A 14629-nucleotide genomic window follows, 5' to 3' on the forward strand; every position below is an offset into this window, starting at 1 on the left:
CTCCAGGCACTTGCGCAGCGAGTACCGCCGCAGCGCCAGGTCGATCCGCGGGTCGCGGACCTGTCTCGCAAGACTCCGAAAACCAGCCTCCAGGCACTTGCGCAGCGAGTACCGCCGCAGCGCCAGGTCGATCCGCGGGTCGCGGACCTGTCTCGCAAGACTCCGAAAACCAGCCATTGCACTGCCACCTCCGTCGCTCGTACTTCGCCGTCCCGGGATCCAAATCGGGGGGCCGTACGTCAACTCATTGACACCGAAGTACGACGACGGCGAAGTACGAGCGACGGAGGTGGCAGTGCAATGGCTGGTTTTCGGAGTCTTGCGAGACAGGTCCGCGACCCGCGGATCGACCTGGCGCTGCGGCGGTACTCGCTGCGCAAGTGCCTGGAGAGGTTCGCCCCGTACGGGCACCGGGCGACCTGGCACCATCTGTGCGCCCGGCACGGCATCGAACCCGAGGACCGCTCCCCCGACCCGGCGCGGCTGATCCGCGCGCTGGACGAGCTGGAGGCGGCGCGGACGGTCTGGCTGGGCTACGAGGCGGGGTTCGCCGAACGCCGCAGGCGGGAGAAGCACGACGGGCTGCGCAGGCCCGGCGCGTTCGACGACTGGCACCGGCACACCTGGGGCGGCCACGGGGTCGCCCGCTGCGCGGACCCGGCGGTGCACCCGTCGGCGCCGCTCGCCGAGGTGCTGCGCCGGCTGATCACGGCCCTGGAGTCCGGGCCGGGCACGGCCTGCCCGGTGTGCGCGGGGGCCGAGATGCGCTGGCGGGAGGAGGCCGGGGACGGGCCCGTCCCGGGACCGGTGTGCGCGGGGTGCGGGATCGTGGTGCCACAGCCGGTGCTCACGCCGGGGGCGCTGGCCGCAGCCCGGGGCGCACGGCGCCGCGACCTCGCCTCGGTGGCATGACGCGCGGGGCCCCGGCGGCGCCTCCCGGTGACGCCCGCCCGGCCCCGGACCCCGGGGCTACGGGCAGTCGCCCGGCGGGCATTCGGGCGACGGGCTTTCGACCGACGGGCTTTCGGGCGACGGGCGCTCGGACGACGGGCGTTCCGGCATCAGGCGCGAACCGCTGATCCGCTGGCCGGAGATGTCGTTCGGGTTGGAGAGCACGCAGTTCTCCAACGACAGGCAGCCGCAGCCGATGCAGTCGGTGAGGTGGTCCCGCAGCCGGCCCAACTGCTTGATCCGCTCGTCCAGTTCGGAGCGCCAGGCCGCGGACAGACGCGCCCAGTCCTCACGGTTCGGGGTGCGCTCCTCGGGAAGCTCGGCGAGGGCGTCCCGGATGGTGGCGAGCGGGATGCCCACGCGCTGCGCCGCCCGGATGAACGCGACCCTGCGCAGCGCGTCCCTGGCGTAACGGCGCTGGTTGCCGCTGGTGCGGCGGCTGCTGATCAGGCCCTTGGCCTCGTAGAAGTGCAGGGCCGAGACGGCGGCGCCGCTGCGCGCGGAGAGCTGTCCGACCGTGAGTTCGTGGAGCGTCTGTGGGATCTGGGGCACTCATCCAACCCTACTTGCCCGCCCACCCGGCGGTCCGTCGTTGACAGGAACGCACCCGCGAACCATGCTGAGCAAGCGCTTGGACAGTGCTCAGGGATGGCATGGAGCTGGAAGGGCAGGGACCGGGAACATGGCGGAGCCGAGGATCTTCACGTCCGCGCAGGAGCTGCGCGACGGTGTGGGCGAGCAACTGGGGCACAGCGACTGGCTGGAGGTCGACCAGAAGAGGATCGACCTCTTCGCCGAGGCCACCGGCGACCATCAGTGGATCCACGTGGACCCGGAGCGGGCCGCGTCCGGGCCGTTCGGCACGACCATCGCCCACGGCTACCTCACGCTCTCGCTGCTGCCCGCGCTCGTCCCGCAGGTCATGCGGGTCGAGGGCATGAAGATGGGCATCAACTACGGGACGAACAAGGTCCGCTTCCCCTCCACCGTGCCCGTGGGCTCGCGGCTGCGCGCGAGCGCCGTCCTGAGGAGCGTCGAGGAGGCCGGGGGCGGCGTGCAGGTCACCGCCGTCGTCACGGTCGAGCGCGAGGGCGGCGACAAGCCGGTGTGCGTGGCCGAGTCGGTGTCGCGCTACTACTTCTGACGACCGCCGCCGTGCCGCCGCGCCTCTGCCCGCGGCGGCACGGCGCACCCGGCTCCGCACGGCCCCCGCGCGGCCGTCACCGCTCGGCGCCGACCATCCGCAGCACGAGGCCGGCGTAGAGCTCGCCGACCTCGTCCGGCGTCCGGCTGCCCTGCTCGTTGAACCAGCGCGCCACGTCGATGCAGAGCGAGAGCACCGCGAGCGTGGTGCCCGGCACGTCGGGGACGTCGAACTCCCCCGCCCGCACCCCCTCGCCGATGATCCGGCGGACCACGGCGTCACTCCTGCGGCGCAGGCCGACGATCTCGGCGCGGTGCTCCTCGCCGAGGGCGTCGAGTTCGTACTGGACCACGCGTGCGGTGGTGTGCCGTTCGGCGTGCCAGCGGACGAAGGAACGTACGGCCTCGGCCAGCCGCTCGGCCGCCGTGCCGCCGCCGTCGGCGGCGGCCTCCAGGACGGACAGGGCCCGGTCGTGGCCGATCCGGCTGATCCGGTGGAGCAGCTCTTCCTTCGTCTTGTAGTGGATGTAGAGCGCGGCGGGGCTCATCCCCGCCCGGCCCGCGATGTCACGGGTGGTGGTGGCGTGGTACCCGCGCTCGGCGAAGGCGTCGACGGCGGCGACAAGCAGCCGCCTGGCCGCCTCGGGCGTCACCTCGGCCCACGGCGCGTCGCCGTCGGTCTCCTCCGCCGTGCTCATCGTCCCTCGCCCCTCTCATCAGCAGGACGAACACCATACCGCGACCCTGAGCAAGCGCTTAGGGCCCGGGTGCGGCGCTCGGGGCCGGGATCCGGGACGAATCGGGGCCTCGGCCGGATCAGAGCTTCTGGAAGGGGTCGTGCTCGGCGAGGATCTTCTCCAGCCTGGCCTGGTCGACCCGGCTGACGAGCCGCCCCGCCTCCTGGCGGTCCCTGATGACCTTGGCCAGGGTGAAACAGGAGGTGACGAGGTAGAGGACCCCGATCGCGAGGAACCCGCGGACCCAGGCGTCGGCGTCCAGGAAGTAGATACCGAGGGCCACCGCGCCCATCGCCACTCCGAAGGAGGCGACGGCCTGGCCGTAGAAGGCCGCGGTGCCCTGCTGCTTGACGGTTGTTGTCTCGCTCATGCCGCCAGCATCGGGCGGAGTGGCGTGCGCCACATCCGCTCCCGTACTCAGTCCGATACTCAGACTCCCGTTCGAAACCGCTCGGGCGGGCGGCGGGTCAGAAGGCGGAGACCCCCGTCAGCGCACGGCCGATGATCAGCTTCTGGATCTGGCTGGTGCCCTCGTACAGGGTCATCACCCGGGCGTCGCGCAGCAGCTTGCCGACCGGGTACTCGTCGATGTAGCCGTAGCCGCCGAAGACCTGGAGGGCGTTGTTGGCGGCACGGACGGCCGCCTCGGAGGCGAAGAGCTTCGCCTTGGACGCGGCGGTGGCGAACTCCTCGCCGCGGTCGACGAGGTCGGCCACCCGCCAGGTCAGCAGCCGGGCGGCGTCGACGTCCACGGCGATGTCGCTGATGAGTTCCTGGACGAGCTGGTGGCCCGCGATGGGGCGGCCGAACTGCTCGCGCTCGCCCGCGTGGCCCACGGCGGCGTCGAGGGCGGCCCGTGCGATGCCCACACAGCCGGCCGCGACCGACATCCGCCCCTTGGCCAGGGCGGACATGGCGATCGAGAAGCCCTTGCCCTCCGGCCCCAGCAGCGCGGAGGCGGGTACGCGGACGTCCTCCAGGACCAGTTCGGCGGTGGCCTGACCGCGCAGGCCGAGCTTGCCGTGGATGGCGCGGCGGGTGAGGCCGGGGGTGTCGGCGGGTACCAGGAAGGCGGATATGCCCCGGTGGCCGGGGGCGCCGCCGGTGCGGGCGAAGAGCAGCACCACGTCGGCCCAGGTGCCGTTGGTGATGAACATCTTGGTGCCGTTGATGAGGTACGAGTCGCCGTCCCGGACGGCCTTCGTCGTCAGGCTCCCGGCGTCCGAGCCGGTGCCGGGCTCGGTGAGGCCGAAGCAGCCGATCGCCTCGCCCGCGGTGAGCCTCGGCAGCCAGTGCCGCTTCTGCTCCTCGTCGCCCCAGGCCGCGACGGTCTTGGCGACCAGGCCGAGGGAGACGGAGACGATGCCGCGGACCGAGGAGTCGCCGCGCCCCAGCTCCTCGGTGACCAGGCAGTACGCGAGGTGGTCGCCGCCCGATCCGCCGTACTCCTCGGGAACGGTCAGCCCGAGGAAGCCCACGGAGCCCAGCTTCCCCACGATCGACCTGTCGACGCTCTCGGCCCGGTCCCACTCCACGACGTGGGGGGACACCTCGCGGGCGACGAAGTCCTCGGCGAGCCGGCGGACGGCTTCCTGTTCCTCGCTGAGCTCCAGGTTCATCCTTGACTCCCACTTTTAATTAGCACTGCTAGTTTTCTGTTCGCAGGCCCTACTATGTGCCGCATGGCCCGACCGCGCAAGCCCCTCCTCAGCCGAGACCGGATCGTCGAGACGGCGAGCGCGCTCGTGGACGCCGAGGGGCTCGACGCCGTCTCCACCCGGCGGCTCGCCGCCGAACTCGGGGTCAGCGGGCCCTCGCTCTACAACCACTTCCGCAACAAGGACGAGATCCTGGACGCGGTCGCGGACGCCGTGTCCGCCCAGGTCGACCTGTCGATGTTCGACGAGTCGGACACCCGCGACTGGCGGGCCGCCCTGCACGACTGGGCCGTCTCCTACCGTGCGGCGCTCTCCGCGCATCCGCACATCGTCCCGGTGCTCGCCCGGGGTCCCGGCCGCCGCCCGGCCGGCCTCCGGGTCGCCGACGCGGTCTTCGGCGCGATGGTCCGGGCCGGCTGGCCGCCCGCCCAGGCCACGTACATCGGGGCCCTGATGCGCTACTTCGTCACCGGCTCGGCGCTCGGCTCGTTCGCCCGCGGCTTCGTGGACGACGAGACGGCGTACGACCCCGCCGACTACCCGCACCTCGGCCGGGCCCATCTGCTGGCCGAGCGCCGTCAGCAGGTCGACGAGGGGGCGTTCGAGACCGGACTGCGGGCCCTGGTCGACGGCCTCTCGCTCCAGTACGGGCTGCTGCCGCCCGACAGGACGGTTCGGCCGTCGCCGAAGCGTCCCTGACGCATCCTGGTCCCATGGCACGCATGGCACACCCCGACCCGGCCGCGCCCCGGCTGGCCGCCCTGGCCGCGCTCCTCGCCGACGAGACCCGCGCCACCTTCTGCCTCGCCCTGCTCGACGGCCGTGCCTGGACCGCGGGCGAGCTGGCCCGGCACGCCTCCGTGGCACCGTCGACCGCCAGCGAACACCTCGGCAGGCTCGTCGCCGGCGGGCTGCTGGCCGAGGAGCGGCAGGGCCGCCACCGCTATCTGCGGCTCGCCGGCGAACGCGTCGCGCACCTCGTCGAGGACCTGGCGGCCCACGCCTCCCCCGGCCCCGCCCCCGCGCGTCCGCGGAGCCTGGGCGCGGCGACCGCCGACCGTGCGCTGGCCCGCGGCCGCACCTGCTACGACCACCTCGCGGGGCGGCTCGGCATCGCGATCGCCGACGCGATGACCGTACGGGGGCTGCTCCGGCAGGACACCGGCTTCGCCCTGACCGACGACGGCCTGCGCTGGTTCGACGGGCTGGGCATCGGGCTGGATCCGCGGTCGCGGCGTCCGCTGGCGCGGAGCTGTCTGGACTGGACGGAGCGCAGGGCGCACCTGGGGGGCGCGGCGGGCGCCGCGCTGTGCCGGTACGCGCTGGAGGAGCGGTGGTGCGTGCGGATCGGGTCCGGGCGCGCGGTGCGGGCGACCGCGGAGGGCGAACGGGCGCTGCGCGAACACCTCGGCATCGACCCGGAGTCGATTCGGTAGGTACCGAACGGTCGCGGCCCTACGGTCGGGGCATGACGACGACACCTTCCCCCGCGGCGCCCCGTGACTGGCGGGCCCCCGCCGCCGCCTGCACCACCGTCGTGCTGTGGGCCTCCGCCTTCGTCTCCATCCGCAGCGCGGGGGACGCCTACTCGCCCGGCGCGCTCGCCCTCGGCCGGCTGCTCTCGGGCACCTTGGCGCTGGGCCTCCTGCTGGCGCTGCGGCGCGAGGGGCTGCCGCCGCGGGCCGCCCGGCCGGGGATCATCTGGTCCGGGCTGCTCTGGTTCGGCGTCTACATGGTGGTCCTCAACTGGGGCGAGCGGCAGGTGGACGCGGGCACGGCCGCGATGGTGGTGAACATCGGCCCCCTCCTGATCGCGCTGCTCGGCGCCCGGGTGCTGGGCGAGTCGCTGCCCGGCAGGCTGATCGCGGGCATGGCGGTGTCGTTCGCGGGCGCCGTCGTGGTCGGGTTCTCGATGTCGGGGCGCGGCGGTGCCCCGGTGTTCGGCGTGGCGCTCTGCGTGCTGGCCGCGGTGGCGTACGCGACGGGGGTGGTCCTCCAGAAGCCCGCGCTGCGGCACGGCTCCGCGCTCCAGGTCACGACGTTCGGCTGCCTGGTCGGCACGGTGGCCTGTCTGCCGTTCTCCGGCGCGCTGGTCTCCGAGATCGCCGACGCACCCCTGTCCGCCACCCTGAACATGGTCTACCTGGGACTCTTCCCGACCGCGCTGGCCTTCACGACCTGGGCCTACGCGCTGGCCAGGACCACCGCCGGGCGGATGGGCGCCACCACCTACGCCGTGCCCGCGCTGGTGGTGGCGATGTCCTGGCTGGTGCTGGACGAGGTGCCCGCGCCGCTCACCATCGGCGGGGGCCTGCTCTGCCTGGCAGGGGTGGCGGTCTCCCGGGCCCGTACGCAGACTGGCCTGACGCGGAAGGATCCGGCGCAGCCTGCGGAAGGACACCGAGATGACACGGAGCGCCAAGCGACCGAGCGGCCGCGGTAGGGCGGCGGAGGCGGCGGCCGGGGACCGGAAGGACATGTCGGACGCCCTCGCCGACGCGGCCCGCCACGGCGGTGCCGGGCTCACGGGCTTCGCCGTGACCGACAGCGGTGACGACGACCCGGTCCTGGTGACGCCCGAGGGCCGGCCCCGGGACGCCTGGCGCGAGGACTACCCGTACTCCGTCAAGCTCGGCCGCAAGAGATACGAGAAGTCCAAGCGCGCCCTGCAGATCGAGCTGCTCAAGCTCCAGCACTGGGTGAAGGACCGCGACGAACGCCTCGTCATCCTCTTCGAGGGGCGGGACGCGGCGGGCAAGGGCGGCACGATCAAGCGCTTCACCGAGCACCTCAACCCCCGTGGCGCACGGGTGGTGGCGCTGGAGAAACCCACCGAGCGCGAGCGCACCCAGTGGTACTTCCAGCGTTACACGGCCCATCTGCCGTCCGCCGGGGAGATCGTGCTGTTCGACCGGTCCTGGTACAACCGGGCGGGTGTGGAGCGGGTGATGGGGTTCTGCACCACCCGCGAGTACCTGGAGTTCATGCACCAGGCACCGGGCTTCGAGCGGATGCTCGCCCGGGACGGCATCCATCTGGTGAAGTTCTGGTTCTCGGTCTCGCGCAACGAGCAGCGCAACCGATTCATGATCCGTCAGATCGATCCGGTGCGGCAGTGGAAGCTCAGCCCGGTCGACCTCGCCTCGCTCGACAAGTGGGACGCGTACACCGAGGCCAAGGAGCTGATGCTGTTCCACACGGACACGGCGGACTCGCCCTGGACCGTGGTGAAGAGCAACGACAAGAAGCGGGCCCGGCTGGAGGCGATCCGGCACGTGCTGCACCGCTTCGACTACCCGGACAAGGACACGGACGTGGTGGGCGAACCCGATCCGCTGATCGTCGGCCCGGCCTCCCGGCTCTTCGAGCAGGGCGAGATGGACGCCCGGCTGCTCACCACGGAGCGGGCGGAGACCGGGCCGACGAGTTGACGGGTTACTCGAACACCACGAGCGCGCGGCCGCCCCTGCCCGCGATCATGTCGTCGAAGGCGGCCGGGATGCCGTCCAGCCCGATCCGTCCGGTGACCATCATGGAGAGGTCGAACCTGCCCGCCCGGATGTGTTCGGCGAGGACGGGCAGGTCCCGGGCCGGGTCGCTGTTGCCGTACACGCAGCCGGTCAGCGAGCGGCCCCAGTGGAAGATCTCCAGGGCGTTGAAGGACACCTGCTGGTCCTTGCCGCCGATGCCGACGACCGTGGTGCGACCGCCGCGGCGGGTGGACTCCCAGGCCCCGCGGATGGTGACCGGCCGGCCGACGCACTCGACGGCGACGTCGGCCCCCTGGCCGCCGGTGAGCCTGCGGATCGCGCGCGGGGTGGTGTCGGAGGCGACGACGTAGTCGGTGGCCCCCGCCCGCCGGGCCAGTTCCTCCTTCTCCGGAGACACGTCCACGGCGATGACCTTCGAGGCGCCCGCGATCCGGGCGGACTGGAGCACCGCGAGGCCGACGCCCCCGATGCCGAACACCACAACGGACTCGCCGGCCCGGACCCGGGCGCTGTGGTGGACCGCGCCGTATCCGGTGAGGACCGCGCAGCCGAGCAGGGCGGCGTCGGTGAGCGGGATGCCGTCCGGGGCGGGCAGTACGCAGTTCGCGGCGACGACGGTCTCCTGGGCGAACGCCGCCACGTTCAGCCCGGGGTGGAGTTCGGTGCCGTCGGCGGTGCGGGCGTGGATGCCGGCCGCGCCGGCCAGGGCGTTGGCGCAGAGCCAGACCTCGCCGATCCCGCAGTGGTGGCAGCTTCCGCAGGACGGGGCCCAGTTGAGCACGACGCCGTCGCCGGGCGCGACATGGGTGACGCCCTCGCCGACCGCGACGACGGTGCCCGCGCCCTCGTGTCCGAGGACCGCGGGGACGGGCACCCGCATGGTGCCGTCGGACAGCGAGAGGTCGGAGTGACAGACGCCCGCGGCGGCGAGCGCGACCCGCACCCGGCCGGGGCCGGGTTCCGGGAGTTCGATGTCGGTGATCTCCAACGGGGCTTTGACGGCGGGCAGTACGGCGGCGCGGACCACGAACGGGCTCCTCGACGATCGACGGGACTGGACCGGGCGTGCGGGTGGTGCGGGCGACGGCAGGGGCCGGCAAGGGGTTCAGAACTGGAGGGACTTGGTCTGGAGGTACTCCGCGAGTCCGTGCGGGCCGAGTTCGCGGCCGACGCCGGACTGCTTGTAGCCGCCGAACGGGGCGAGCGGGTTGAACCGGCCGCCGTTGATGTCCACCTGCCCGGTGTCCATCCGGCGGGCGAAGGCCGCGGCCGTGGCGTCGTCGGCGGCCCAGACGGCACCCGCGAGCCCGTACACGGTGCCGTTGGCGATCCGCAGGGCGTCGTCCTCGTCCTCGTACCGCAGGATCGAGAGGACGGGGCCGAAGATCTCCTCCTGGGCGATGGTCATCTCCGGGGTGACGTCGGCGAACACGGTGGGGCTGACGTAGCAGCCCTTCTCCCGCGGGGCGTCGGGGCCGCCCGCCACGAGCCGGGCGCCCTCCTCGACGCCCTTCTCGATGTAACCGCGCACCCTGGCCTGCTGCCCGGCGTTGACGAGGGGGCCGATGCGGTCGCCGTACTTGCCGGCCGCCTCCGCGGCGAGCGCGACCGCCTCGTCGTACTGCGAGGTGTGCACCAGCATGCGGGTCAGGGCGCTGCAGGTCTGGCCGGAGTTGCCCATGACGCTCGCGACGCCGACGGCGACGGCCCTGGCGAGGTCCGCGCCCGGCAGGATGACGTTGGCGGACTTGCCGCCCAGTTCGAGGGCGACGCGCTTGACGGCCGCGCCGGCCGTGGCGCCGATCCGCTTCCCGACGGCGGTGGAGCCGGTGAAGGAGACCAGGTCGACGCCGTCGTGCCCGGCCAGGGCCTGTCCGGCGACCGGGCCGAGGCCGGTGACCAGGTTGAACACGCCCGCCGGGACGCCCGCCTCGTGGACGGCCTCGGCGAAGAGCTGGGCGGTCAGCGGAGTGTCCTCGGCCGGCTTGAGGACGATCGTGCAGCCCGCCGCGAGCGCGGGGGCCACCTTGGCCACGATCTGGTGGAGCGGGTAGTTCCACGGGGTGATCGCGCCGACCACGCCGACCGGCTCGGCGTACACGGTGGAGTTGCCGATCCTCTCCTCGAAGGCGTACGAGGCGGCGAGCTCGGCGTACGAGCCCGCCACCCTGACCGGCAGGCCCACGTGCACCGACTGCGAGAACGACAGCGGCGCGCCGAGTTCGGCGGTGACGGTCCCGGCGATCTCGTCCTTGCGGGCCGCCAGCACGTCGCGCAGCGCGGCGATCCGCGCGGCCCGTTCGGCGGGGGCGGTGGCCGCCCAGCCGGGGAGCGCGGCGCGGGCGGCCCGTACCGCGGCGTCGACGTCCTCCGCCGTGCCCGCCGGGACATGGGCGATGACCTGCTCGTCCGCGGGGTTCACGACCTCGATCGTGTCCCGTCCCGCAGCGGGCCGCCAGGCTCCGTCGATGTACATGCCGTCGTGGGCCTTCATGGCTGTTCCTCCCGGACGCGGTTGCGGGCGATGTCGCCCGCCCCAAACTAGCGCCGTTAGTTTTGTGGCGCCAGAGACGCCCGTCACGCCCGGTGGAACGTTCGCGCTCAGCCCAGTTCCGCGGTTTCGTGGCCGGGGTTCTCGAACTGGGTCCGGTACAGCTCCTCGTACCGGCCGCCCGCCGCGAGGAGTTCGTCGTGCGTGCCCCGTTCCACGATCCGCCCGCTCTCCACGACGAGGATGAGGTCGGCCGCCCGCACCGTGGAGAGCCGGTGGGCGATCACGACCGCGGTGCGTCCGGCGAGGGCTTCGGTCAGCGCCTCCTGGACGGCCGCCTCGGAGGTGTTGTCCAGGTGGGCGGTGGCCTCGTCGAGGATGACGACGCGCTGGCGGGCGAGCAGCAGTCGGGCGATGGTCAGCCGCTGGCGTTCGCCGCCGGAGAGCCGGTAGCCGCGTTCGCCGACGACGGTGTCGAGCCCGTCGGGCAGCGAGGCGACGAGACCGTCCAGGCGCGAGCGGCGCAGGGCGTCCCAGAGTTCCTCCTCGGTGGCGCCGGGGCGGGCGAGCAGCAGGTTGGCGCGGACCGACTCGTGGAAGAGGTGGCCGTCCTGGGTGACCATGCCGAGGGTGTCGCGCAGGGTGTCGGCGGTCAGGTCGCGCACGTCGACGCCGCCGATGCGCACCGTTCCCCCGTCCGTGTCGTACAGGCGCGGCAGCAGTTGCGCGATGGTCGACTTGCCCGCGCCGGACGAGCCGACGAGCGCCACCGTCTGTCCGGGTTCGGCGCGGAAGGAGACGCCGCGCAGCACTTCGCCGCTGTCGCGGGTGTCGAGGGTCGCGACGTCCTCCAGCGAGGCGAGCGAGACCTTGTCGGCGGACGGGTAGCCGAACCTGACCCGGTCGAACTCCACGGACACCGGGCCGTCCGGGACCGTCCGCGCGTCCGGCTTCTGGGCGATGAGCGGTTCCAGGTCGAGGACCTCGAAGACCCGCTCGAAGCTGACGAGGGCGCTCATCACCTCGACGCGGGCTCCGGCGAGGGCGGTGAGCGGTGCGTAGAGCCGGGTCAGGAGCAGGGCCAGGGCGACGACCGCGCCCGCGTCCAGCTGTCCGCGCAGCGCGTAGTGGCCGCCGAGCCCGTAGACCAGGGCGAGGGCCAGGGCCGACACGAGGGTGAGGGCGGTGATGAACGCGGACTGGGCCATGGCCGTGCGGACGCCGATGTCACGCACCCGGCCGGCCCGGGCGGCGAACTCGGCGGACTCGTCGGCGGGCCGGCCGAAGAGCTTGATCAGGGTGGCGCCGGGGGCGGAGAACCGCTCGGTCATCCGGGTGCCCATCGCGGCGTTGTGGGCCGCGGCCTCCCGCTGGAGCCTCGCCATCCGGCTGCCCATCCGGCGGGCCGGCAGGACGAAGACCGGCAGCAGCACCAGCGCGAGCACGGTGATCTGCCAGGAGATGGAGAGCATGACGCCGAGGGTGAGCAGCAGCGTCACGATGTTGCTGACGACGCCGGACAGGGTGTTGCTGAAGGCGCGCTGGGCGCCGATGACGTCGTTGTTGAGGCGGCTGACGAGGGCGCCGGTGCGGGTCCGGGTGAAGAACGCGATCGGCATGCGCTGCACGTGGTCGAAGACGGCCGTGCGCAGATCGAGGATCAGCCCTTCGCCGAGGTTCGCCGAGAGCCAGCGGCTGACCAGGCCGAGTCCGGCCTCCGCGATGGCGATCACCGCGATGAGCAGGGAGAGGCCGGTGACGGTGCCCGACTCCTCGCCCGCGACGATCGCGTCGACGACGCGTCCCGCGAGGATCGGGGTGGCGACCGCGAGGAGCGCCGTCACCACGCTCAGGACCAGGAACTGGACGACCCGGCGCCGGTGCGGCCGGGCGAAGGCGGCGATGCGCCGCAGGGTGGCCCGGTCGAAGGGGCGCCGGTCGGTCTGCGCGTTCATGACGTTGTGGAGCTGTGTCCACGCCGTGGTTTCCATGCTCATGCAAAGAACGTACGACCTCCAGTGGACTTGAGGTCAACACGGATTCCGCGGCGGCCGCGCGGTCGCCCGACCGCCGGTACGGGGCGGGCCCCGGTACCGGCGCGCGCGGCGCCCTCCCGGGCACGGGTCCTGCCGTGCGCCGGCACGGCGGGGTCGGCCCCGGCAGCTCCTGTCATGCGCCGGTACGGAGTCGGCCCCGGCAGGTCGCGTCGTGCGTCGGCCCCGGGCGTCAGGCGCGGTTCCGGTCGGCGGGGCTCCGGCGCCGGGGCGCGGGTACGGCGGCGGGGGCCGGGTCGTCCTTCCGGGGGCGGTCGCCGCGCGCCCCGAGCCCGGCCGCCGCGAGCAGGAGCACGCCGAGCATGACGAACGGCGCCGCGGTGCCGGCCACCCCGGCGACCAGCCCGACGGAGGCGGGGGCCACGACCTGCCCGAGGCGGTTCCCGGTCAGCCGCAGGGCGAGGGCGGTGGACCGGGCCTCCGGCGGGGCGGCCCGGACGACGGTGGTCATCGAGAGCGGCTGGCCGACCCCCAGGCAGAAGCCGAGCACGGCGAGCATCACGGCCAGGGCCGCCACCGGGACGGGCAGGGCGATGCCCGCGCAGAGCACCCCCGCCAGCAGGCAGGTCGTGGTGAGCAGCGCGGTGCGGCCGAGGACCCGGAGCATCGGGGTCATCACCAGTCGGCAGGCGATGGTGGCCGCGGCGCGCAGACTGAGCAGCAGTCCGACGGTGGCGGGGGCGATGCCCCGGTGCTCCCCGACGACGGGCAGGTACGCGGTGAGGATGTCGGTCGCGGAGAGCACGGCGAGGCTGATGAAGATCCCGGCCGGGACGCCCCGGGAGCGCAGGATCCGCCCGACGGGGACCCTGGCGGCGCTCTCCGCGCGGCGGGGCGCGGCCCCGGTCCGGTGCTCGATGCGCCGGAGCGAGCCGAGGGAGACGGCGGCGACGGCCGCCGAGACGATCAGGGCGAGGGCGCTCGTCCGCGCCATGGCACCGTCCCGCTCGGAGATCAGGTACCCGGCGGCGATCGGGCCGATGAGCTGGCCGAGGGAGGCGCCGATGGTGAAGTGCCCGAAGTTGCGGTCCTGTTCGGCGGGGGCGGACTGCCGGGCGACGATCGACTGGGCCCCGATGACGAAGCAGAGGTGGCCGAGCCCCATGACACCGCTCCAGGCTGCCATCGCCGGCAGGGAGCCCGCCGTGCCGCTGAGGGCGCAGCCGCCCGCGATGAGGACGACGCCGAACGGCAGCAGGGGCGCGCACCGGCCGTGGTCGGTGCGCCGGCCGAGCGGGACGGCGGCGAAGAGCGGGAGGAGCGCGTACACACCGGCGATCACCCCGATCGCGCGCTCGTCCGCGCCCAGTGAGAGGGCCCGGTAGGAGACGGCCGGCCGCGCCATCGACACCGCCCCCTGCGCGAGGGCGAAGGCGATGACGAGGCGCAGCAGCCAGCCCCTGCCGGGCTTCCGGGTGCGCGGCACGGTCAGACGATGCCGAACAGGAGACCGGCGGCGAGCACCACCAGCGAGGTGAGCGCGGCCCACTTGACGGTGAACCTGGTGTGGTCGCCGAACTCGACCTTCGCCATGCCGACGAGGACGTAGACGGCCGGGACCAGTGGGGACGACATGTGCAGGGGCTGACCGACCAGGGAGGCGCGGGCGATCTCCAGCGGGGAGACGCCGTGGGCCGCGCCCGCCTCGGCGAGCACCGGGACCACGCCGAAGTAGAAGCCGTCGTTCGACATGAAGTACGTCAGCGGGATGCTCAGGACACCGGTGACGATCGCCATGTGCGGGCCCATGCCCTCGGGGATCGCGCCGACGAGCCAGTCGGCCATGTGCTCGACCATGCCCGTGCCGGAGAGGACGCCGGTGAACACGGCGGCGGCGAAGACCATGCCGGAGACGTTGAGGACGTTGTCGGCGTGGGCGGCGATGCGGGCCCGCTGGTCCGGCATGTGGGGGAAGTTGACGGTGAGGGCGAGGGCGGCGCCGAGCAGGAACAGCACCGGGATCGGCATCAGTTCCATGATCATCGCGGTGAGCAGGGCGATGGTGAGGGCCGCGTTGAACCAGTACAGCTTGGGGCGCAGGGTGGGCCGGTTCGGGTCCAGGCCCTTGAAGCCCTCGTCCACGCCCTCCCCCGCGTTCTCCGCG

General features: G+C 73.3%; 15 protein-coding genes. 6 read left to right on the forward strand and 9 right to left on the reverse strand.

All coding sequences use genetic code 11. The annotated features are described in order from the left end of the window. Window positions 1-300 precede the first annotated feature (300 nt). Window positions 301-912: a hypothetical protein gene (locus EAO76_RS05080; RefSeq protein WP_148833754.1), complete on the forward strand. Its 612-nt coding sequence runs from the start codon at window positions 301-303 to the stop codon at window positions 910-912. Between the two features lie 57 nt (window positions 913-969). On the opposite strand, the gene soxR is transcribed toward EAO76_RS05080, so the two are convergent. Further along, entirely contained in the window at window positions 970-1503 is a 534-nt protein-coding gene (gene soxR, locus EAO76_RS05085; RefSeq protein ID WP_148833756.1) for a redox-sensitive transcriptional activator SoxR, read from the reverse strand. A gap of 130 nt (window positions 1504-1633) precedes the next feature. On the opposite strand from soxR, the gene EAO76_RS05090 reads away from it, so the two are divergent. Continuing rightward, the gene (locus tag EAO76_RS05090; protein WP_148833757.1) at window positions 1634-2095 is read left to right on the forward strand and encodes a MaoC family dehydratase; all 462 of its coding nucleotides are present in this window, start codon (window positions 1634-1636) and stop codon (window positions 2093-2095) included. A 76-nt stretch (window positions 2096-2171) separates the two neighbouring features. Here EAO76_RS05090 and EAO76_RS05095 read toward each other — a convergent pair whose 3' ends face one another. The 3 genes from EAO76_RS05095 to EAO76_RS05105 form a co-directional block, all read right to left on the reverse strand. Continuing rightward, the gene (locus EAO76_RS05095; protein ID WP_148833760.1) at window positions 2172-2792 is read right to left on the reverse strand and encodes a TetR/AcrR family transcriptional regulator; all 621 of its coding nucleotides are present in this window, start codon (window positions 2790-2792) and stop codon (window positions 2172-2174) included. A gap of 118 nt (window positions 2793-2910) precedes the next feature. Further along, a complete protein-coding gene (locus EAO76_RS05100; RefSeq protein WP_148833762.1) occupies window positions 2911-3201 on the reverse strand; it encodes a YiaA/YiaB family inner membrane protein in 291 nt (96 codons plus the stop codon). Between the two features lie 97 nt (window positions 3202-3298). Next, complete coding sequence (locus EAO76_RS05105) at window positions 3299-4450, reverse strand: acyl-CoA dehydrogenase family protein (RefSeq protein WP_148833764.1); 1152 nt, start codon at window positions 4448-4450, stop codon at window positions 3299-3301. A 63-nt stretch (window positions 4451-4513) separates the two neighbouring features. On the opposite strand from EAO76_RS05105, the gene EAO76_RS05110 reads away from it, so the two are divergent. Genes EAO76_RS05110 through ppk2 form a run of 4 tightly spaced genes read left to right on the forward strand, consistent with a single transcriptional unit; the run spans window position 4514 to window position 7920 of the window. Beyond that, window positions 4514-5188 carry a TetR/AcrR family transcriptional regulator gene (locus EAO76_RS05110; RefSeq protein WP_148833765.1) on the forward strand — a complete coding sequence of 225 codons (675 nt, stop codon included), beginning with the start codon at window positions 4514-4516 and terminating at the stop codon, window positions 5186-5188. 14 nt (window positions 5189-5202) lie between these two features. Beyond that, on the forward strand, window positions 5203-5925 hold the full coding sequence (locus EAO76_RS05115; RefSeq protein WP_148833767.1) for a helix-turn-helix transcriptional regulator: 723 nt from the start codon (window positions 5203-5205) through the stop codon (window positions 5923-5925). Between the two features lie 32 nt (window positions 5926-5957). Beyond that, the gene (locus EAO76_RS05120) at window positions 5958-6932 is read left to right on the forward strand and encodes a DMT family transporter (protein ID WP_148833769.1); all 975 of its coding nucleotides are present in this window, start codon (window positions 5958-5960) and stop codon (window positions 6930-6932) included. Beyond that, on the forward strand, window positions 6895-7920 hold the full coding sequence (ppk2, locus tag EAO76_RS05125; protein ID WP_376298951.1) for a polyphosphate kinase 2: 1026 nt from the start codon (window positions 6895-6897) through the stop codon (window positions 7918-7920). Before EAO76_RS05120 ends, ppk2 begins: the two co-directional genes overlap by 38 nt. A 4-nt stretch (window positions 7921-7924) precedes the next feature. On the opposite strand, the gene EAO76_RS05130 is transcribed toward ppk2, so the two are convergent. The 5 genes from EAO76_RS05130 to EAO76_RS45865 all read right to left on the reverse strand — a co-directional run. Beyond that, complete coding sequence (locus EAO76_RS05130) at window positions 7925-9007, reverse strand: Zn-dependent alcohol dehydrogenase (protein WP_148833771.1); 1083 nt, start codon at window positions 9005-9007, stop codon at window positions 7925-7927. A gap of 78 nt (window positions 9008-9085) precedes the next feature. Next, complete coding sequence (locus EAO76_RS05135; protein WP_148833773.1) at window positions 9086-10474, reverse strand: aldehyde dehydrogenase family protein; 1389 nt, start codon at window positions 10472-10474, stop codon at window positions 9086-9088. A 107-nt stretch (window positions 10475-10581) separates the two neighbouring features. Then, window positions 10582-12468, reverse strand: a complete 1887-nt coding sequence (locus EAO76_RS05140; protein WP_148833775.1) for an ABC transporter ATP-binding protein — start codon at window positions 12466-12468, stop codon at window positions 10582-10584. Between the two features lie 229 nt (window positions 12469-12697). Beyond that, complete coding sequence (locus tag EAO76_RS05145; RefSeq protein WP_148833777.1) at window positions 12698-13951, reverse strand: MFS transporter; 1254 nt, start codon at window positions 13949-13951, stop codon at window positions 12698-12700. 2 nt (window positions 13952-13953) lie between these two features. Continuing rightward, window positions 13954-14629: citrate:proton symporter (locus EAO76_RS45865; protein WP_262375278.1), on the reverse strand; the 676-nt coding region annotated here is incomplete at its 5' end.

The organism is Streptomyces sp. sk2.1 (assembly GCF_008120935.1).
In the GTDB taxonomy this organism is placed as follows: Bacteria; Actinomycetota; Actinomycetes; order Streptomycetales; family Streptomycetaceae; genus Streptomyces.

Excerpts from the sequence above, each read along its gene's own strand:
- EAO76_RS05110 (WP_148833765.1), top strand. The coding sequence starts at position 4,514 with ATGGCCCGACCGCGCAAGCCCCTCCTCAGCCGAGACCGGATCGTCGAG.
- EAO76_RS05120 (WP_148833769.1), top strand. The coding sequence starts at position 5,958 with ATGACGACGACACCTTCCCCCGCGGCGCCCCGTGACTGGCGGGCCCCC.
- EAO76_RS05140 (WP_148833775.1), bottom strand. The coding sequence starts at position 12,468 with ATGAGCATGGAAACCACGGCGTGGACACAGCTCCACAACGTCATGAAC.
- EAO76_RS05135 (WP_148833773.1), bottom strand. The coding sequence starts at position 10,474 with ATGAAGGCCCACGACGGCATGTACATCGACGGAGCCTGGCGGCCCGCT.
- EAO76_RS05080 (WP_148833754.1), top strand. The coding sequence starts at position 301 with ATGGCTGGTTTTCGGAGTCTTGCGAGACAGGTCCGCGACCCGCGGATC.
- EAO76_RS05105 (WP_148833764.1), bottom strand. The coding sequence starts at position 4,450 with ATGAACCTGGAGCTCAGCGAGGAACAGGAAGCCGTCCGCCGGCTCGCC.
- EAO76_RS05100 (WP_148833762.1), bottom strand. The coding sequence starts at position 3,201 with ATGAGCGAGACAACAACCGTCAAGCAGCAGGGCACCGCGGCCTTCTAC.
- EAO76_RS05090 (WP_148833757.1), top strand. The coding sequence starts at position 1,634 with ATGGCGGAGCCGAGGATCTTCACGTCCGCGCAGGAGCTGCGCGACGGT.
- EAO76_RS05115 (WP_148833767.1), top strand. The coding sequence starts at position 5,203 with ATGGCACGCATGGCACACCCCGACCCGGCCGCGCCCCGGCTGGCCGCC.
- EAO76_RS05095 (WP_148833760.1), bottom strand. The coding sequence starts at position 2,792 with ATGAGCACGGCGGAGGAGACCGACGGCGACGCGCCGTGGGCCGAGGTG.
- ppk2 (WP_376298951.1), top strand. The coding sequence starts at position 6,895 with ATGACACGGAGCGCCAAGCGACCGAGCGGCCGCGGTAGGGCGGCGGAG.